General features: G+C 61.0%; 8 protein-coding genes. 3 read left to right on the forward strand and 5 right to left on the reverse strand.

Annotated elements, in window-relative coordinates:
- Nucleotides 1-239 precede the first annotated feature (239 nt).
- The 5 genes from KW840_RS15685 to KW840_RS15705 form a co-directional block, all read right to left on the reverse strand.
- Entirely contained in the window at nucleotides 240-1280 is a 1041-nt protein-coding gene (locus tag KW840_RS15685; protein ID WP_218496152.1) for an AraC family transcriptional regulator, read from the reverse strand.
- A gap of 2 nt (nucleotides 1281-1282) precedes the next feature.
- A complete protein-coding gene (locus tag KW840_RS15690; protein WP_218496154.1) occupies nucleotides 1283-2413 on the reverse strand; it encodes a carbon-nitrogen hydrolase family protein in 1131 nt (376 codons plus the stop codon).
- 201 nt (nucleotides 2414-2614) lie between these two features.
- Nucleotides 2615-3943 (reverse strand): TolC family outer membrane protein, encoded by a 1329-nt coding sequence (locus tag KW840_RS15695; RefSeq protein WP_090456698.1) that lies wholly within the window; start codon nucleotides 3941-3943, stop codon nucleotides 2615-2617.
- 1 nt (nucleotide 3944) lies between these two features.
- Nucleotides 3945-5285 (reverse strand): HlyD family type I secretion periplasmic adaptor subunit, encoded by a 1341-nt coding sequence (locus KW840_RS15700; RefSeq protein ID WP_218496157.1) that lies wholly within the window; start codon nucleotides 5283-5285, stop codon nucleotides 3945-3947.
- A 6-nt stretch (nucleotides 5286-5291) separates the two neighbouring features.
- Nucleotides 5292-7028: a type I secretion system permease/ATPase gene (locus tag KW840_RS15705; protein WP_090456696.1), complete on the reverse strand. Its 1737-nt coding sequence runs from the start codon at nucleotides 7026-7028 to the stop codon at nucleotides 5292-5294.
- A 670-nt stretch (nucleotides 7029-7698) separates the two neighbouring features.
- Between KW840_RS15705 and KW840_RS15710 the strand changes: the two genes are divergently transcribed.
- From KW840_RS15710 to KW840_RS15720, 3 genes are all read left to right on the forward strand, one after another.
- Nucleotides 7699-18939, forward strand: a complete 11241-nt coding sequence (locus tag KW840_RS15710; RefSeq protein ID WP_218496159.1) for a peroxidase family protein — start codon at nucleotides 7699-7701, stop codon at nucleotides 18937-18939.
- 50 nt (nucleotides 18940-18989) lie between these two features.
- Nucleotides 18990-19721, forward strand: coding sequence for a hypothetical protein (locus KW840_RS15715; RefSeq protein ID WP_349735504.1), 732 nt, complete (start codon nucleotides 18990-18992; stop codon nucleotides 19719-19721).
- A 154-nt stretch (nucleotides 19722-19875) separates the two neighbouring features.
- Complete coding sequence (locus KW840_RS15720; RefSeq protein ID WP_218496161.1) at nucleotides 19876-21915, forward strand: FAD-dependent oxidoreductase; 2040 nt, start codon at nucleotides 19876-19878, stop codon at nucleotides 21913-21915.
- The last annotated feature ends 67 nt before the right edge of the window (nucleotides 21916-21982 follow it).

Below are 21982 nucleotides of genomic sequence, written 5' to 3' on the forward strand. Positions count from 1 at the left end.
CCGATGATAAATTCCTGACCAGCTGCTACGTTTTATTCAGTAGCGACAGAGTGTCGTGTCCGCGTCATTTTTCTTTCATGCGGGCACTTTATGCTCTGGGAATTGGTCATTTATTCAGACGTTTTTAATATGGGTTGGGGGATTCAAAAATGGACGATTATCAAGAAGAGTTGCTCGAGTACCAGGCTTTCGAACTGGACCCACTGGAGCCGGCGGAAGACGCTACCGAGTTGTAGGCATCAGGCGGATTGGCGATGACTGCGGCGAAATTCGCCGGGGGTCTGTCCGTTCCAGCGTTTGTATGCGCGTTGAAACGCTTCGGCTGAGGCAAAACCCAGCAGGTAGGCGATCTCTCCGAACGCCAGTTCGGTGTCGCGTATGTAGGTCATGGCCAAGTCGCGACGGGTGTCGTTGAGAATTGCACGAAACTGCGTGCCTTCTTCGGCGAGCTTGCGGCGCAGGGTCCAGGTGGGCAGCTTCAGGCGTGCCGCCACCTCTTGCAGGTCGGGTTCCCGGCCACCATTGAGCAGGGGGCCCAGCAGCGCGATGATGCGTTCGCGCAGGCTGCGGGTGCGTGTCAGTTGTTCCAGTTCTCGCTCACACAGTTGCAGCAAATGCCGCCAGGTACTCGGGCAATGCTCGGGGTTGCGCTGGGCGAGACTTTCCAGGCTCAAGCGCAGTTGATTGCGCTCGCCGCCAAACTGAATCGGATAGTCACCCAACACGTCATAGGCCGCGCGGTAACCGGGCTCCTCGAATTCGATCTCGATGCGTTCGGCGCGCAGCGGGGCAGGGCTGACACTGGACAATTGCTGCAACCAGCCGGCGATGATCGAATCCACCACAAAGCGGTTGTAGGCGTTATAGGGGCTGATCGAATAGAAGCGCAGCCAGGCGCCCTGGGCGTCTTCGTGAAAGCTTGATTGACCCCGATAATTGGAGCCATACAAGGCTTCGAATCGAATCAGGCAGCGGGCGGCTTCTCGTACCGTCGGCGCCTGGGCCGCAGTGACGCCAGCAAGGCCAGCCTGGCTCAGGCGACTGAGCTGGCCCATGCGCAAGCCAAGGGCCGGGTTGCCGGTCAGTTGAATGGCGCTGTGGCCCAGGCGCATGTAGCGCGGTATCGACAGTCGGGCACCGGCTTCGCTCAGGCGCCCGGCGTCGAGGCCGTATTGATCGAGCAGTGGCTGAGGATCGACGCCATGACTGCGCACGGCATCGGCCAGGCTATGAACAAAGCCCACCGACAGATCGCCCAGGCGCATCGGCTGCGGCTTCATGGCTACAACCAGAGGTTCAGCAAACGCGCACCATGGGCATTGCCGTCGGCAAAATGCTGGCCGTTGCTGCTGAGGAAGCTGTGTCCGGCGCTGCCCTGATCCCAGAACTGACCCCGCAGGAACACACTCATGCCAGCGACGGCTTGACTGGCAGGTGTCCGGGTCGTGAGATTCAGGCGCTGCCAGGCCTGGCCTTCACTGACTTCTCCAGGCTTCAAGATGACCGATGTCGGCGCTGACGAGCCCCTGTAGCCACGCCACGGTTGATCCCAGGTGCCACGGCCGGCAACAAAGGCCGGTACCGCGACCAGTTGCACGCTTTGGTCGTTGAGCTTGAGGTAGTTTTCCGGGTACCAGCTGTCATGACCGATCAATACGCCCAGCCTTCCGGCGGGAGTATCAACGACATTGAGCGAGTGCTCACCGTTCGCCTTGATCCCGTTCTGTTCTGCGAAGAACGGGTGTATCTGGCGCTGGGGCTGGCCGATCGGCAGGCCCTCGCTGTTGAACACCACGCTGCTGTTGTACAGCGCGCCGCGGCCGATTCTCAAGGTGCCGTCGATGATGCTCGGTTCGGGCAGTACGATGGAACCCGCCACCAGCGTCACGTGGAATTCCCTGGCCAGCCCTCCGAACAATGCCTGGTAGTCTCTGGCCATCGCCTTGGCTTTCATGCGTAGGTGGGCATCGTCCAGACGGTTGCCGCCCTCGGCGCTGATCAACGCCTTGGCGAACTTCAGGGGATTGCTCACCGCCAGCCAGTTCATGGCCTCCTTGAGGGTGCTGGCCTGATACAACTCATCCTTCTCGCCGCTGACCATCAGCCAGGTACCGATGTGCTCCGGCAACACGACGACGGTCTTGCCGTTCAACAGACCCTGGTCCCGGGCTGCTTGCAGATAGGCCGCGAGCTTGCGGTGCAAACGCTCGGGGCTTTGATAATCGGTGGGAAACAGTTCGGGCTGAATGCCCAACAGATTGCCGCGGTCCGCAGGTGTGCCCTGGTCGACAGCCAGGTTGATCCGCAGATCCGAAAGGTAATGACCCACCGGCCGGTCTGCGGCCCACATCGCGTAGGTCGTGAGGGTGGCGAGCAACGCCATGGAAAATGTCAGGTACAAAAGTTTGCGCATGGGGAAACAGTTTACAGCCTGGAACCGGTTCGAGCATAAAGGGAATCAAGGCCTTAGTGGGCAAATTTCAAGGGTTGGCTGTTTTTTTCGCTGGCGGCTGCCTTTCTGCGCCGCGACGCGGCCATGAAAGGCTGGATGGGGATCTTGGGAGGAGGGGCGCCGGTCTGCCATCATTCGGCTTGACCGACCGGCAGGTGAGCGTCAGTTGGTGACCAGCAGTTCCGGGCCGAGGTAGTTGTTGATCTGGTCGATATCGTCGTCGCCCAGGCTGCCCACCGAGGAGGCCAGGCGCAGGCGCGACATCAAATAGCGCAATTTGGCCTCGAACAGATCGTGGCGCGCAACGAAAAGCAGCTCTTCGGCATTGAGGACGTCCGAGTTGGTGCTGGTGCCGCCTTCCTTGAAGCCCTTGCGTGACGATGCCAGTGAGCGTTCGTTGGACGCTACTGCCTTCTCCAGCGCGCGAATGCGTCTGGCACCGCTCAGAATGCCTTGAAACTCACGGGTGGTTCCGGTGATGACTTCCTGTCGCGCAGCGTCGAGTTCATCCAGGGCCTTGTCGCTGTTGGCGCTGGCCTGGCGTGTCAGAGCGCTGACGCCGCCACCGCTGAACAGCGGGAAATTGACTTCCAGTCCGATCGAACCGTAGCGGTTGCGTTGATTCAGCTCGGAGAGTGATTGGCTCTCACCCGCGGTGTAGCCGGCGATGAAATCCAGTGTCGGCCAGTGGCCGGCCCTGGCGCGCTTCACTTCTTCTTCGGCGAGGTCACGGCTATAGCGGCGAGCATGGATCAGCGGGCTGTCGGTCTGGGCTTTGACCAACCAGTCCTGCAGGTTGCTTGGCAGCAGTGGTGGTGTATCGAAGCTCGGACGCAAGGTGGTCAGCGATTCGGGGGTTTCACCGATGTATTCCTCGAGCTTGCGGCGCGCGTTGACCAGGTTGTCCTGCGCTTCGATCAGTTCGGCTTCGGCGAGGTCACGGCGGGCGGTCGACTCGTCGACGTCGGTGACGGTGCCGGCCCCCAGTTCCAGGCGCCGTTTCGCCGAGGCGAGTTGTTCGTCGAAGGCGTTCAGCTTGGACTTGGCCAGGGTGATGGTTTCGCTGGCCAGGAGCACATCGAAATAGCTTTCGGCCAAGCGCACCGCGGCGTCCTGGCTCTTGGCATCGAATACCGCATTGCTGTAGTCGGCACGTTGCTGACCCTGGCGGTACTCGGCCATCTTCTGTTTGTTGAACAGCGGCTGGCGCAGGCGCACGTTGGCGCCCTTGGAGTCGTAATGGAGATCTCTGTCGATGTTGTTCTGGCTTTGAGTACCATTGACCTTGTTGTTGTAGGCCGAGGCGTTGACCTGCGGTAACAGGCCGGCCTTGCCGATGGCGCGATTTTCCCCGCCGGCCTTTTTTTCATTCACGGCGGCCTGGTAGATAGGGCCCTGGAACTGCAACAGGTCCCAGGCTTGCTTGAGGTCCATGGCGCTGGCCGGCAAGGCCAGCCCCAGCAGGCAGAAGAGCAGGCAATGACGGTCCATTTCATTGTTCCTTGAATGAGCTGTCCACACGTTCGAGCATTGGTTTAAGAAGATAGCTCATCATGTTGCGTTCGCCGGTCTTGATGGTGACGCTGGCGGGCATGCCGGGGCGAATGTGATTGCTGCCAAGCAGGCTCATGCCATCGGGGGTGACTTCCACCTGGGCCAGATAGAACGGCTGCTTGCTTTCCTCGTCCATCAGGCGGTCGGCGGAGATAGTCATCACGCGTCCGGGGATGTTAGGCGTCTGGGCATGGTTGAAGGCCGGGAAGGAAATGTCCACGGGCAGGCCGGGGACCATCTTGTCGATGGCCTGCACGGGAATCATCGCGTCGACCTGCAACGGTTCGTTGAGCGGAACGATTTCCATGATCTTGAAGCCGGGCTGAATGATCCCGCCGACGGTGGCGATGCTCAGGGCCTGGACCATGCCGTCGATCGGCGAACGAATCACCGTGTGCGTCACTTCATAGTCGAGGGCGCGCAAGCGGTCGGCCAGGGTGGTGTTTTCCTTGGCGGTTTCCGTCAACTGCGATTCGACTTCCTTCAGGTAATCGTGCTGGCGCTGCAGGATGCGCAGCTTGATTTCGGTGGTCTGGCTACGCACCCGGGCAATGTTGTTGAGGTTCTCGGCCTGGCCGGCGGAGAGGTCGGCATTGCTGCGCTCCAGCTCAAGCAGGCGGTTGCGCGGCACATAGCCTTCGGCCGACAGCACGCGGGTGCCTTGCAGTTCCTGGTTGAGGAAACTGATCTGCGAGGCACGGGCGCTATAGACCTGCTGCAGGCCCTTGAGCTGCACTGCCGACGCCGCCAGGTTTTCCTTCAGGATGCTGATTTCGCCAGCGAGACCGGCGCGCCGTGTATCGAGCAGGCGCTGTTGCAGGTCCATGGCGGCTTCCAGGCGTTGGTCACCCTTGAAGCGCTTGAGCAGTTCGGGATCGAAGTTCACCACTTCGCGGTTGTCACGTTCCGCTTCCAGACGGTTTTCCACCGTCTTGCTGACGATGTACTGGGCGCTGACCGCCCCCTGTTCGGCAAGGGCACGCAACGAGTCGAGGCGGACCACCTCCTGACCCTTTGTTACCAGATCGCCTTCGCGAACGAGAATGGCCTCCACGGTGCCGCCGCTCAGATGCTGCACGGCTTTGCGATTACTGGTGACTTTGACCGTGCCTGTCGCTACCACGCCGGCATCCAGCGGCGCCAGCCAGGACCACAGGAGGAAGCCGCCGAAACCGGCGAGCACCAGCCACACGCCCCAGCGCGCGGGTTTACCGACGTCCAGATCTACCACGCTCCTGGGATCGGCTTGAATCATCTCGGTGTGTTGGCTCAGTTGCATGATCGGTCACTCCCGTGCTTTGACGGAGGCCAGTGGAGTCGACGCGCTTGCAGGGATCACACTGGCCTTGCGCAGCGCTGCGAACACTTCATCGCGCGTGCCGAGCATCTGCACGCCGCCGTCGCGCAGCATCAGTACCTTATCGACGGCACAGAGTACGTTGGGACGGTGAGAAATCAGAATGACGGTGGCGCCACGGCCCTTGAGTTCGGCCAGGGCATCGACCAAGGCCTTTTCGCCGACGTCGTCGAGGTTGGCGTTCGGTTCGTCCAGCACGATCAGATTGGGCTCGCCATACAGCGCGCGGGCCAAGGCGATGCGCTGCTTCTGGCCACCGGATAGCGGGCTGCCATCGGTGCCCAGGCGGGTGTCATAACCCTGCGGAAAACGCAGGATCATCTCGTGCACACCAGTGATCTTGGCGGCGCGGATGACCGCTTCGCTGTCCACTTCGCCAAAGCGCGCAATGTTGTCGGCGATATTGCCCTCGAACAGTTCCACGTCCTGTGGCAGGTAGCCGAGCCAGGGGCCAAGCTCGCCCTTGTTCCAGGTGAATATGTCCGCACCGTCCAGGCGCACCTTGCCGGCCTGCGTCGGCCAGACGCCAACCAGCAGGCGGGCGAGGGTGGATTTGCCCGAGGCGGATGGGCCGATAACGCCGAGGCTTTCACCGGGGACAAGGCTGAAACTCACTCCGCGCAGAATCGTGTTGGGGGTACCCGGAGCACCTGCATACACATTCTCCACCGCCAGCATGCCCATTGGCCGTTGCAGCGACATGCTCGGTGGCCGGCGCGGAAAGTCTTGCAGCATCTCGTTGAGCCGGCCCCAGGCCGAGCGGCAGCCGAGCAGTTGCTTCCACGACGCGATGACCTGTTCCACCGGACCCAGTGCGCGACCGGTGAGGATCGAGCAGGCAATCATCATCCCCGGGGTGATCTTGCCTTCAATCGCCAGCAGCGCGCCGGCGCCGAGGATCAGCGACTGCAAAGTGATCCGCACGAAGCGCCCGGTGCTGCTGATCAAGGCGGCACGATCGGAGGCCAGGGTCTGCATTTCCAGAATGCGCAAATGGCTTTGGAACCAGCGCTTGCTGATCGACGGCAGCATGCCCATTGCCTCGATGACCTCGGCGTTGCGCAGGTTGTTGTTGGCGTACTGGGAGGAGGAGAGGGCGGCCTGATTGGCTTCGGCCAGCGGTTTCTGCGTCGCCTTCTCGGTGAGCCAGGCCAGGGCCACCAGAATCAGCGAGCCGATCAGCGTGATCAGTCCGAGTATCGGGTGAATCAAATAGGCGACCAGCAGGTAGATCGGCGTCCACGGTGCATCGAAGAAAGCGAACAGGGAGTTGCCGGTGACGAACTGACGAACCTGGGAGAGATCTTGCAGGGCCTGGGCCGGGTTACCTCCGGCGCGGTTCAGGTTGCGCTCGAATGCAGCGGTGAAAATGCGTCGGTTGAGGTCCATGTCGAGGCAGTTTCCGACCCGGATCAGTACACGGGTGCGGACCATTTCCAGCGTGGACATCAGCAAGAACAAACCTACTACCAGAACAGTCAGCATTGTCAGCGTCGTGACGTTGCGACTGACCAGGGCTCGATCGTAAACCTGCAGCATATAAATAGCTGGCGTCAACATCATGACGTTTATGACGCCGCTGAACCCTGCCAGCAAATAAAAGCTGCGGCGCAGACGAAAGAGCGCGTCGGCCAGTTCTGAACGGATGCTCGACTGCTTGGGCATTTTGATCCTCCCACTGCGAAAAGCCGATTGCCCTTGGCGCGCAACAGCTAACAGTAAATGTAGTCCCGTAAACAGCTTATGGACACGCAGGCTGGTCGCTCTATAGATGGCGAGTCTTCCGAAATCGCTGCGTTGCTCCCTTATGCAGCAGCGTAGGTGGCGCTGAATCACTCCGAAATAACATTTCGCTCTATACCAGCACACAACTTTCTATATGTCCTTAAAAAACAGCTAGTTGTGATGCCTGCCACCAGTCGTCTGTTTTAACGACGTAATATTGACAAAGTTTTGCTATGGAACTTTAGTCTTAGTTATCGGGGGGCCCGCCCGCCTGAAGCCTGTCATCGTTTTGGCAACGCAGGGCGCAGTGATTTCCCGGGAGGAGCAGAACCATGTCGATCATTTCGTTGTTTTGCAGAGGGAAGGGGCTGTCCAGGACGTTCGCCTTCACTTCCAGATTCCATGGCCCGCCCAGGGCTCGAATCCGCTCTGCCTGATCGCCCGGCGAGCAATTCATATCGCGAATTCCAGGCGCGAATCCCGGGTCCCGGGTAACGCCAGCTCTCGCAAAAAAACATAACCAACAAACTGCGCAAGCCATCACTTGACTTGGCGCGGGAGGATTTTCTCGTCCCGCGCCTTTAACCAGACAGATCGAGGGCAATCCAAAATGGCCAATTTCAACAAGTCGGACCTGGAATTCATCCTCAAGCAAATCTTTATCGCCGAGGCGAATGCCGCCGGCACCAGCCTCATTGATTTGCTTCCCAATACCCAGGTGCCGTTCGGCCTGCGTACCGTCGATGGCAGCTTCAACAACCTGGTCACCGGCCAGAGTGATTTTGGCGCCGCGGACGCTGACTTCCCACGCCTGCTCGATCCTTCCTTTCTATCGGCGCAGTACGCCGGAACAGGGACGGTGATCGACCCGCAACCACGGATTATCAGTAACCTGGTCGTCGACCAGACCGCCAACAACCCGGCGGCCTATGCCTCAGCGTTCGACCCGGGCCTGGACGGTGTACTCAACTTCGGCACGGTGGGTAATGACGACGTACTCAAGGATGGCGTACAGATAGTCACCAGCCCCGGACTGGATGGCGTGTTCGGAACGGCCGATGACAAGGACGTGTTCTTCATGCCCAACGTGTCGCCGGACGTCGGCCTGACCGCCAGCTTCAACTCGTGGATGACCTTCTTCGGCCAGTTCTTCGATCACGGTCTCGACCTGGTCACCAAGAGCACTACCGACGTCGTGTTCATTCCGCTGCAGGCGGACGATCCGTTGTTCGTCCCGGGCAGCCTGACCAACTTCATGGTGCTGTCACGCGCAGTGCATACCGCCGGCGCGGACGGAGTAGTCGGCACGGCCGATGATGGCCAGACCAACACCACCTCGCCGTTCGTCGACCAAAGCCAGACCTACGCCTCGCATCCTTCGCATCAGGTGTTCCTGCGCGAGTACGTCATCAACGCGGCGGGCGATCCTGTTGCAACGGGGCGCTTGATTACCAACCGCGACCTCGGCCCGGATGGCCGGTTCGGCACGGCCGATGATGGCGACGGCGAAAATGGCGGCATGGCGACCTGGGCAGTGGTCAAGGCCCAGGCCCGTGACATTCTGGGCATCAACCTGACCGACGCCGATGTGCACAACGTGCCATTGCTGGCAACCGATGCGTACGGCAACTTCATCCGCGGGCCGAACGGCATGCCACAGGTGGTGATTCGCGTCAGTAACGGTGCTGACGGCATCGCCGGGACGGCTGATGACGTCACTCAACTGGTCGAAGGCAACCTGGCAGCTCCCATCAGTCTGGCCAATGCCGTGAGCACCGGGCATGGTTTCCTCGACGACATCGCCCACAATGCCGCGCCGGTCGTCGTCGGCGGGGTTCTGCAGGCGGATGCCGACATCGCTATCGGCAATGCGCAGCCCGTTGGCCCTGGCGGCAACAACCTGACCTATGACAACGAACTGCTCGACGCCCACTATATTGCCGGCGACGGCCGGGTCAACGAGAACATTGGCCTGACCACCGTGCACCATGTGTTCCACTCCGAGCACAACCGTCTGGTTCAGCAATCGAAGGACACCATCATTGCCGCAGGCGATCTGGCCTTCCTCAATGAGTGGCTGGTGGACGACGTGGCCGCGATACCGACTACACCCGCCGAGATTGCGGCGTTGGTGTGGGACGGCGAACGCCTGTTCCAGGCCGCCAAGTTCGGCACCGAAATGCAGTACCAACACCTGGTGTTCGAAGAGTTCGGGCGGACCATTCAGCCACAGATCGACGAGTTCCTCGCGCCCACCGGCTATGACACCTCGATCAACCCGGCAATCCTCGCCGAGTTCGCCCACGTGGTGTATCGCTTCGGTCACTCGATGTTGACCGAGACCGTCGATCGCTTCGACCCCGCGTTCAATCCGCTGCTCACTGACCCCACCAACCCGGACTCGCAACTGGGTCTGATCGCGGCCTTCCTCAACCCGCTGGCGTTCGCCAGCAGCGGGGTGACTGCGGACGAGGCGGCAGGGGCAATCATTCGCGGTGTTACCCGCCAGGTCGGCAACGAGATCGATGAGTTCGTCACCGAAGCGTTGCGCAACAACCTGCTCGGTCTGCCGCTCGATTTGCCGGCCCTGAACCTGGCACGTGGTCGCGACACGGGCATCCCCACCTTGAATGAGGCGCGCCGCGAGTTTTACGCATCCACCGGCGACACCCAACTCAAGCCGTACATCAGTTGGGCTGACCTGGCAGACAGCCTCAAGCACCCCGAGTCGCTGGTCAACTTCATCGCGGCCTATGGCACGCATAGCACGATCACGGCGGCGACCACGCTGGCAGACAAACGCGCTGCAGCCTTTGCGCTGGTATTCAACGGTGCGGGTTCGCCGGCTGACCGCCTGGACTTCCTCAACAGCACCGGTGCCTACGCCAACGTAACCCAGGCCGGCGCGGATGGGGTACTGGGTACTGCCGATGACCTGACCGGTGTGACGATCACGGGCGTCGACGACATCGACTTCTGGGTCGGTGGCCTCGCCGAACAGAAGATGCCGTTCGGCGGCATGCTCGGCTCGACGTTCAACTTTGTGTTTGAAACCCAGATGGAGGCGTTGCAGAACGGCGACCGCTTCTACTACCTGGCGCGTACCGCGGGCCTGAACTTCGGCGCCGAGTTGGAAAACAACTCCTTTGCCAAACTGATCATGCTCAACACCGATGTCACCCACCTGTCGAACACCGTGTTCCTGACGCCAACGTTCACCCTTGAGGTGGATCAGACCGCCCAGTTCACCGGCCTTGGCGTGGATGGCCGCGCCGATCCGACCGGCGGTATCATGATCAATGGCGTGGAAGTCGTGTCGCTGGTGATTCGCGACAACCCCGACACCGTGGGTCCGGACACCAATTATCTGCAGTACACCGGTGAAGACCATATCGTCATGGGCGGCACTGCCGGCAATGACATCATCATTTCCGGTGAGGGCGATGACACCCTTTACGGCGACGGCGGCAATGACCGCCTTGAAGGCGGTGCCGGGAACGATGCGGTACTGGGCGGCGCGGGTGATGACATCATCAGCGATTCGTTCGGCGACAACCGTCTGGAAGGCAATGACGGTAACGATGTGATCATCGCTGGCAGCATGCTTGCCGGAGGCAACCTGATCCTGGGTGGCGATGGCCAGGACTTCATCATCACCACGGAAGACATCTCCCTGACCTTTGGCGGGCAGGGGGACGACTTCATACTCGGTGCCAAGACCAACCTGCCACCTATGGGTGGCGAAGGTGATGACTGGATCGAGAAGGGCACCCAGGACGGTGCGCCTGGTGATAACGCCTCGCCGCTGCTCAATGACGATGTGATCGGCAACGACATCTTTATCGGTGGTGCCGGTTTCGACGAAATGATCGGCGAGGGTGGCGATGACATCTTTACCGGCAGCGATGCCCAGGACAAGATGGAAGGGATGTCCGGTTTCGACTGGGTGACCTACAAAAATGACAGGACCGGCGTGACCGCTGACCTGACCATGGCCGCGCTGGCGCAACCGCATGGCAATACACCCAACCAGAATGCCGGCATATTCAATCCGGTGGGCGCCTCGCCGGCCTCGATTCTCGACCGTTTTGCCGAGGTCGAGGGCTTGTCCGGTTCAAGTTTCGGCGATGTGCTCAAAGGCGATAATGTCGATGCGGACACCATCATCAACCACGGTGGTACCACGGGCAGTGCGCTGACCAATGTGGCGTTGATCCGCGGTCTGGACCAGTTCCTGGCCGATGCCGGTCTGCCGGTCACCGGCTTTGCCACTGGCAACATCATCCTCGGCGGCGATGGCAGCGACCTGATCGAGGGCCGCGGTGGCGATGACCTGATCGACGGCGACAAATGGATCAACGTCAGGATTGCCGTTTATGACCCGGCAGACGTCAACCATACCGGCCCTGAGATCGCCAGCTTCGACAGCATGGTCGATATGATCCCGTTGATGCTGGATGGCACCATCAACCCTGGTCAGCTCAAGGCCGTGCGGGAAGTCATGCCCGGCACCTCGACGGGCGGGGCAGCCTTCGATACCGCCATTTTCTCCGGGCTTGAGGCCGAGTATGCGGTGACTGTCGACGACCGTGGCACGGCCGATATCACGGACGATGTCTGGACAGTGGCCGATAGCGTAGCGGGTCGCGACGGCACCGATACCCTGCTGCATATCGAACGCCTGCAGTTCGCCGATAACCAGCAAGTGCTGGTGGCGGGGGAGAATGCCCAACCGGATGGCAATCCGACTGTTGCCGATGGCAACGGCGGCGCGATCACCGTGGGCGATTTACTGACTGTCAGCGTGGCCGGGGTGACCGATGCCGACAACGTTGCGGCGGGTAATCCGCAGGGGTTGATCACCAACTCCTCTGTGTCCTACATCTGGCAATTCGAGGCCGAACCTGGCAGTGGCGTATTCGAGGATATCATCCTGTTGCCGGCTGGCGACCTGGCGTTCCAAAGCGCCGACGGCACCGCGTTCAAGGTCTCTCCTGACCTCGCCGGGTTGTCGTTGCGGGTCAAGGCGATCTATCAGGACGGTCACGGCACCACGGAGATCCTGTTCTCCACGCCGACGGCTGCCATCGTTGCCGGTGCACCGGTTACGCCAACGGCGCAGGTACCTGTAGTCGATGCCACCGCGGGTGGCGCCGGTCTTAACATGGTCCGCTCCGACCTCAACTTCATTCTTGACCAGATCAAGATTGCCGAGGCTGATGCGGCCGGTCAGGACATCCTCTCGCTGCTCCCGAACATCCGCGCGCCGCTGGGCCTGCGTACGGTCGACGGGTCAAGCAACAACCTGATGAACCTCAACGGCATTGACAACACCGAGTTTGGCGCCGCCGATAACCTCTTCCCGCGCGTGAGCGATCCGGTCTTCAATCCGGCGGAAGGGGGAACGTCGTATGCGCAGAACAACGGCCTTGTGATCGACTCGCAGCCGCGCACCATCAGTAACCTGATCGTCGATCAGACAGCGAACAACCCGGCGGCCTATGCCACGGCATTCGACCCGGGCCTGGACGGTGTGCTCAACTTCGGCGCGGTGGGTAACGACGATGTGCTCAAGGAAGGTGTACAGATTGTTGCCAGCCCCGGGCTGGATGGACAGTTCGGTACTGGCGACGACCGCGATGTGTACCTGTTCGAGAACACCACGTCGGATGCGGGATTGTCCGCGCCGTTCAACGCCTGGATGACCTTCTTCGGGCAGTTCTTCGATCATGGTCTGGACCTGGTGACCAAAGGTGGTTCGGGCACCGTCTTCATTCCGCTTCAGCCGGATGATCCACTCTTTGTCCCAGGTAGCCTGACGAACTTCATGGTTCTGACCCGCGCGACCAACCAGCCAGGGGCGGATGGCGTTCTTGGCACGGCCGACGACATCCATGAGCACACCAACACCACCTCGCCGTTCGTGGACCAGAACCAGACCTATAGCTCGCACCCGTCGCATCAGGTGTTCCTGCGCGGTTATGAACTTACCGCCAGCGGCCCCGTAGCGACAGGCCGGTTGATCACTAACCGTGACCTGGGGGCGGATGGCACGTTTGGCACCGCTGACGACGTTGAAATCGGTGGTATGGCAACCTGGAAGGTGGTCAAGGCCCAGGCACGCGACGTGCTGGGTATCAATCTGACTGACGCCGATATCGACAGCGGCCCGCTGCTGGCGACTGACGCCTATGGCAATTTCATCAAGGGGCCGAACGGCTTCCCGCAGGTTGTCATTCGGGTCAACAACGGGGCGGATGGCATTGCCGGCACCGCCGATGATGTCACTACGCTTGTCGAAGGCAATCCGGCCAGCCCGGTAAGCCTCGTGAACGCAGTGCGCACCAGCCATGCCTTCCTCAACGACATCGCCCACAACGCCGTGCCGGTCGTTACCGGCGGGGTTCTGCAGGCGGATGCCGACACCCTTGTCGGCAATGCGCAGCCCGTTGGCCCGGGCGGCAACAACCTGACCTATGACAACGAACTGCTCGACGCTCACTACATCGCCGGCGACGGCCGGGTCAACGAAAACATCGGCCTGACTGCGGTGCATGCGATCTTCCACTCCGAGCACAACCGGCTGGTTGCGCAGACCAAGGACACCGTGCTCGATTCGGGTGACGTGGCCTTCCTCAACGAGTGGCTGTTGACTCCGGTGGCCGCGTTGCCAACTACCCAGGCTGAGTTCGATGCGCTGCAGTGGAATGGCGAGCGCTTGTTCCAGGCTGCCAAGTTCGGCACCGAGATGCAGTATCAGCACCTGGTGTTCGAGGAATTTGCGCGGACCATCCAGCCCAACATCGACCTGTTCTTCGCACCGACCCAGGTCTACGACGTCGACCTCGATGCCTCGATCGTCGCCGAGTTCGCCCACACCGTGTACCGGTTTGGCCACTCGATGCTGACCGAGACTGTCGATCGCTACGATATCGACTTCAACGTGATAGGCGATCCGAGCAGCGCCAACCCCGATCAGCAACTGGGCTTGATCGCGGCGTTCCTCAACCCGTTGGCGTTCGCCGCCAGTGGCGTGTCGCCAGAGGATGCGACCAGTGCGATCATCCGTGGGGTGACCCGGCAAGCCGGTAACGAAATCGACGAGTTCGTCACCGAGGCGCTACGCAATAACCTGCTCGGCCTGCCGCTCGACCTGCCGGCGATCAACATCGCCCGTGGCCGCGACGTGGGGATTCCTTCACTCAACGCGTTCCGCCGCGACATCTACAGCCAAACCGGTGACACCCAACTCAAGCCTTACAATAGCTGGGTCGACCTGGTGCAGCACCTCAAGCATCCGGAGTCGTTGATCAACTTCATCGCGGCCTATGGCACGCATGACACCATCACGGCGGCGACCACGCTGGAAGGCAAACGCGCTGCAGCTATGGCGCTGGTATTCGGTGGTGTGGGGGCGCCGGCTGACCGCCTGGACTTCCTCAACAGCACCGGTGCCTTTGCCAACGTAACGCTGGCCGGTAGCGATGGGGTACTGGGTACTGCCGACGACCTGAGGAACGTGACGATCACTGGCGTCGATGCCATCGATATGTGGATTGGCGGCCTTGCCGAACAGAAAACTCCGTTCGGCGGCATGCTCGGCTCGACCTTCAACTTCGTGTTCGAGAACCAGATGGAAAAACTGCAGGACGGCGACCGCTTCTACTACCTGGAGCGTACCGCTGGCCTGACGATGAATGCGGAACTTGAAAGCAACTCGTTCGCCAAGCTGATCATGGCCAACACCTCGGCCACGCACTTGCCGGGCGTGGTGTTCACGGATCCTGGGTTCTATCTGGAAGTGGATCAGGGCAGGCAGTTCAACGAAGGTCTGCTCGCCGTCGATCCGCTCGGCCCGAATGGCGCGCAGGTGGTGTTCCGCGACAACCCGCTGACCGTGGGGGCGGACACCAACTACATCAAGTACACAGGTGACGAGCACATCGTGCTGGGTGGCACCGAAAACGCAGACATCCTCATCGCCAGTGAAGGCGATGACACGGTCTGGGGTGATGGCGGCAACGATCGCATCGAAGGCGGTGACGGCAACGACCAGTTGCGCGGTGGCGCCGGCGACGACATCATCACCGACACCGGCGGCGACGATAACGTCCAGGGTGGCGACGGCAACGACGTGCTGCACGGTGGCAACGGCGTCAACCTGCTCATTGGCGGGTTCGGCAACGACTTCATCATTACCGGTGAGGACGCCTCCGAGGCCATTGGTGGCCAGGGCAACGACTTTATCCTGGGCAGCAAAGCCAACGAACAGGACATGGGTAACGAAGGCGACGACTGGATCGAGAAGGGCACTTCGGACGGTGCACCTGGCGACAACTTCGACCCGCTCGGCAACGACCCGGTAATCGGTCACGATGTCTACATCGGCGGTAGCGAGAACGATAAGTTCAACGGCGAAGGCGGCGACGACATCATGGTCGGCAGTCTCGGCCTCGGTGACCGCTATATCGGCGGCTCGGGCTTTGACTGGGCGACCTTCAAGGGGCTCGCCCAGGGCGTGAGCGTCGATTTCAGCGACCGCTTCTTCGATGTGCCTCCGCAGCCGGGTTCGGGAGCGTCGGCGCTGGTGCGCTTCGACATCATGGAAGGCCTGTCGGGTTCGTCCCACGGTGACTTCCTGCGCGGCGATAGTGAAGATGCGACTTCGCTACCTACCTCGGGAGCAACCGGCAGTGTGCTGACCAACATCAGCCTGATCAACGGCCTGGCGGGTCTGCTGCCAGCGGGAGCTACGTTCTTCGACGGTGGCAACATCATCCTCGGTGGCAGCGGCAGCGACCTCATCGAAGGTCGTGGCGGTGACGACATCATCGATGGTGACAAGTGGCTGAACGTACGCATCAGCGTACGGGCAAACGCTGATGGCACCGGAGCGGAAATCGCCACGTTCGACACCATGGAACCGTTGGTGCCGTTCATGCTCAACGGTACCTACAGCCCGGGCCAGCTGGTCATCGTGCGGGAGATTCTGACCGGCACTGACAACTTCGACACCGCGATGTTCTCCGGTAATGCATCGGAGTACAGCGTCACTGTCGAGGGCAACGCGGTCATCGTGACCGACCTGGTGGCCGGGCGTGATGGCGTCGATCGCCTGACGGGCATCGAGCGTCTGCAGTTCGCTGACCAGTTGCAGGCCTCCGGTGTTGGCGCCGCCTTGAACAGCGCTCCTGTGGGGCGTCTGGCGATCCTCGATGCCACCACCGGTGCGCGTGAAGACACTCCTGTCGCCGGCCAACTGCTGCGCGTCAGCAGTCAGTCGATACGCGACGCGGACAGCGTCAGTGCGGCCAATCCGACCGGCGCGATTACCGGTCCCGTGTCTTACTACTGGCAGGTCGAAACCATTGCCGGTTCGGGCATCTATGAAGACATCACAATTATCGCCGCCGGCGAGGCATCGCGGGTGACGGGCACCACCTATCGGGTGGCGGATGATGTCGCCGGTCTGAACCTGCGCGTTCGCGCGGTGTATCAGGATGGCAATAGTACGCTGGAGTTCGTCGACTCGTCGGCAAACAACACACCGACTGCCGGGCCTGGCATCCTCGGGCTTGCGGTGCAGAACCAGGTGTTGACCGCCGACCCGTCGACCATCGTCGACGTCGATGGTCTCAGCAATCCGCAGTTCACCTTCCAGTGGCAGGAGACCAACGGGGTTACCTTCGTCGACATCGTCGGAGCCACCACCAGCACGCTCACACTTGGTCAAGCCCAGGTAGGCGATCAGGTGCGCGTGGTGGTCAGTTACGTGGATGACTTCGGTGTAGCCGAAAGCGTTGCGTCCGACGCCACGGCTCCGGTGGCCAATGTCAACGATGTACCGACAGGCGCATTGTTGGTCAGTGATACGACACCGACTCAAGGTCAGGTGCTGACCGCGCTGACGGCCGGGATTGCCGATGCGGACGGGTTGGGCGCCTTCAGCTACCAATGGCAGCAAGGTATCGGGACTACCTTCACCAACATCGCCGGCGCGACCGCCGCGACCTTCACCCCAGGTGCGGCGCAAGTCAACCAGCAAATCCGGGTGATTGCGCGCTACACCGATGGCTTCGGTACGCTGGAGTCGGTGACCTCTGCGGCGACGGCGCTGGTCGTGCTGCTGGGGGCGGTGCAAACGGGCGACGCCCTGGCGAACAGCCTCGTCGGTACCGCGGGTAGCGATGTGCTGTTTGGCCTGGGCGGGAACGATACGCTCATTGGCCTGGGCGGTGTCGACCAGTTGTTTGGTGGCATCGGCGACGACAATCTCAGTGGCGGAGACGGCAACGACTTCATCAATGGTGAGGACGGTAACGACTTCCTCAACGGCGGTGCGGGTAATGACCAGATGCTGGGCGGAGTCGGCAATGACACCTACCGCGTCGATTCAGCCGGGGATGTGCTGACCGAGTTGACGGGTGAGGGTGCGGATTCCGTACAGACCTCGCTGGCCAGCTTCACACTGGGCGCCAATGTCGAGCATCTGCTCTACCTCGGTGCCGCCAACTTCACCGGCAACGGCAACGCGCTGGGTAACGTCATCACCGGCGGGACGGCTAATGACAGCCTCAACGGCGGTGACGGCAACGACACATTGATGGGTGGTCTGGGCAATGACGTCCTCACTGGCGGTGCGGGTAATGACGCAATGGTCGGCGGAGTCGGCAACGATACCTTCCGCGTCGATTCCGCCGGGGACCTGGTGGTCGAGGCAGCGGGTGAGGGTGCCGATTCGGTACAAACGACGCTGAACAGCTACACACTGGGTGCCAATGTCGAGCATCTGCTCTTCACCGGAACCGGCAACTTCACCGGTAACGGCAACGCGTTGAACAACGTCATGACCGGTGGGACGGGCAATGACAGCCTCGACGGCGCCGGCGGCAACGACACATTGATCGGTGGAGCCGGTAACGACGTCCTCACGGGTGGTGCGGGTAATGACGCAATGGTCGGCGGAGTCGGCAACGATACCTTCCGCGTCGATTCCGCCGGGGACCTGGTGGTCGAGGTGACGGGTGAGGGTGCCGATTCGGTACAAACGACGCTGAACAGCTACACACTGGGTGCCAATGTCGAGCATATGCTCTTCACCGGAGCCGGCAACTTCGTCGGCAACGGCAACGCGTTGAACAACATCATCACCGCCGGGGCCGGTAATGACAGCCTCAACGGTGGTGCTGGCAACGACACGCTGTTGGGTGGCAGCGGCAACGACGTCGTTGATGGCGCTGCAGGGGCTGACCGGATGGAAGGTGGAGTCGGCAACGATACCTTCCGCGTCGATTCAGCCGCGGACGCGGTGGTCGAGCTGGCGGGTAGCGGTGAGGACTCCGTACAGACGTCGCTGAACAGTTACACACTGGGCGCCGATGCCGAGCATCTGCTCTTCACCGGAGTCGGCAACTTCGTCGGCACCGGCAACGCGTCGAACAACGTCATGACCGCTGGGGTGGGTAATGACACCCTCAACGGTGCTGGCGGCAACGACACATTGTTGGGCGGCCTGGGCGACGACATCCTTGATGGTGGTGCGGGCAACGATAGTGTTGCGGGTGGTGCCGGCAACGACACGATGAATGCCGCCAGTGGCAACGATATCTTCGTGTTCGGCGCGGGCTTCGGCAATGACCGGATCCTCGGCTTCGATACCGACGCTGCGGGAGGGCAGGATCTGCTCAATATCGCCGCGCTCAACATCACGGCGGCGACCTTTGGCAGCAGTTTCAACGTCGTCGATCTCGGTGCGGATACGATGCTCAGCTTCGGAGCTGGCAACATCACCCTGGTAGGTGTGGGAGATCCAAACACCCTCTCGGCCACAGACTTCATTCTGGCCTCTTGAGGTCCTGATAAGGACTGTCGCAGGGAGCGTGAACCACGGAGGGGAGGGCAATGGATGCCCTCCCTTTCTCTTTTCACTCTCCGGGGTTTTGTCCGCAATACCATCCGTTATCGGGGGGGCCAGCAGCGTACTGGAACTCATCAAACAGGTTGGAACCGAGCGGCGAAATCAAAAAACAATGGAAAAAAGGAAACCCTGCCTTGAACATTTCAGCCATCTGCGTCTTGAGCAGCCTATTGGTTTCGATCGCGGCTTTTGCTACTGGGGTGACTCCACTCTTCGACCTGGACTTCACCAGGTCCGCCACGGAAACGCTGAAAAAACTGAATATCGACGACGCTGGTATTATCGCCGTCTCAAGTCCTGCCGCGTTTACCTTCTGCCGAAAAGGATCGCCAACGCTATGGAAGTATCAGGTGTTGGATCTGGAGCAACTGGCGGCGAACCAGACTGGCCAAAAGCGCACTTCGACGGATGATCAGCGTATTACCGTTGAGGAAATCGACAGCGCCGCCTGCGAGCAGGATCACCTTGCGCTATTGGTCAAACCGGCTATTACGCGTGGACTGGTCCTTGGCTTGATCACCCTGTTTCTGTTGCTAGGCATCCGACACACCTACCGGGCAATCCAGTATTGCCGTTATGACCAGTCCGGGTTTTCGAAATCCGGATTGCAGCGGTTGAGCGAATCCCGGTTACCGCATCATTCAACGGTAATGGCGTTGACCGCGTGGGGTGTAGCCGCGGCCATGGCATTTGTTTACTTCGGGTTTTGGGCATGATCACTGATAGCCCAATGTTGCTGCTCATTTCGGTCAATAAGTTGTCATTTACGGTCATTGAGGGATGACGGCACGACTCTTAGTCTGTCGAACATGACTGATGGGGGCCGCAGAGCTCCCGCACTTTCCGTGATCGCTCGATGTGGAGTTACCGATGACCGCCGCTCAATACCCGCACCTGTTGGCTCCGCTGGACCTGGGGTTCACCACGCTGCGCAATCGCACCCTGATGGGGTCGATGCACACTGGCCTTGAAGAGAAACCGGGTGGCTTCGAGCGCATGGCGGCGTACTTTGCCGAGCGTGCCCGTGGCGGTGTCGGCCTGATGGTCACCGGCGGTATCGGCCCGAATGACGAGGGTGGCGTGTATTCCGGCGCGGCCAAGCTGACGACCGAAGAAGAGGCGCTCAAGCACCGTATCGTCACCCGTGCCGTGCATGACGCGGGCGGCAAGATCTGCATGCAGATCCTCCATGCCGGTCGTTATGCCTACAGCCCGAAACAGGTTGCGCCAAGTGCGATCCAGGCACCGATCAACCCGTTCAAGCCCAGGGAACTGGACGAGGAAGGCATCGAGAAGCAGATCAGCGATTTCGTCACCTGCTCGGTACTGGCGCAAACCGCCGAGTACGACGGCGTGGAAATCATGGGTTCCGAAGGTTATTTCATTAACCAGTTCCTCGCCGCCCATACCAACCACCGTACCGACCGCTGGGGTGGCAGCTATGAAAACCGCATGCGCCTGCCGGTGGAGATCGTTCGTCGCGTGCGTGAAGCGGTAGGCCCGAACTTCATCATCATTTTCCGTCTGTCGATGCTCGACCTGGTTGAAGGCGGCAGCACCTGGGAAGAGATCGTTCAACTGGCCAAGGCCATCGAGCAGGCCGGCGCGACCATCATCAACACCGGTATCGGCTGGCACGAAGCGCGGATTCCGACCATCGCCACCAAAGTGCCGCGCGCGGCGTTCAGCAAGGTTACGGCCAAGTTGCGGGGTTCGGTCAATATTCCGCTGATCACCACCAACCGTATCAACACCCCGGAAGTCGCCGAGCAGATCCTGGCCGAGGGCGATGCCGACATGGTGTCCATGGCGCGGCCGTTCCTCGCCGACCCGGACTTCGTCAACAAAGCCGCTGAAGGTCGTGCCGATGAAATCAACACCTGCATCGGTTGCAACCAGGCCTGCCTCGACCACACGTTCGGCGGCAAGCTGACCAGTTGCCTGGTGAACCCGCGTGCCTGCCACGAAACCGAGCTCAACTATCTGCCCGTGCAGCAACTGAAGAAAATCGCCGTGGTCGGTGCCGGCCCTGCCGGTCTGTCCGCCGCAACCGTGGCCGCCGAGCGTGGCCATCAGGTGACGTTGTTCGATTCGGCCAGCGAAATCGGCGGTCAGTTCAACATTGCCAAGCGCGTTCCGGGCAAGGAAGAGTTCTACGAAACCATTCGCTACTTCAACCGCAAGTTGCAGACCACCAACGTCGAGGTGTGCCTGAACACCCGCGTCGACGTGGCCGGGCTGGTCGAGGGCGGCTACGACGAAATCATTCTGGCCACCGGCATTGCGCCGCGTGTGCCGGCCATTCCAGGGGTGGAAAACGCCAAGGTGCTGAGCTACCTGGACGTGATCCTGGAGCGCAAGCCGGTCGGCAAGCGAGTCGCGGTGATTGGTGCCGGTGGTATCGGTTTCGACGTTTCCGAGTTCCTTGTGCATGAAGGCGTCGCCACCAGTCAGGACCGCGCCGCGTTCTGGAAGGAATGGGGCATCGATACACACCTTGAGGCGCGCGGCGGTGTCGCCGGTATCAAGGCCGCGCCCCATGCGCCGGCCCGCGAGGTGTTCCTGCTGCAACGCAAGACGTCCAAGGTCGGCGACGGCCTGGGCAAGACCACCGGCTGGATTCATCGCGCGGGCCTTAAGAACAAACAGGTGCAGATGCTCAACAGCGTTGAATACCTGAAAATCGACGACGAAGGCCTGCACATTCGCATCGGCGAAACCGGCGAAGCTCAGGTGCTGCCAGTGGACAACATCGTGATTTGCGCCGGGCAGGATCCGCTGCGCGAGTTGCATGACGGCCTGGCGGCGGCGGGGCAGAGCGTGCACCTGATCGGCGGCGCGGATGTCGCGGCAGAGCTGGATGCCAAGCGGGCGATCAATCAGGGGTCGCGGTTGGCGGCGCAGTTGTAACAGACCGGTCAAGCGTGCCAATGGCCATCGCGAGCAAGCTCACTCCCACACTGAATCTGTGTCGTTC

Origin of the sequence: Pseudomonas sp. PDM30, assembly GCF_019218985.1 — a bacterium.
In the GTDB taxonomy this organism is placed as follows: Bacteria; Pseudomonadota; Gammaproteobacteria; order Pseudomonadales; family Pseudomonadaceae; genus Aquipseudomonas; species Aquipseudomonas jessenii.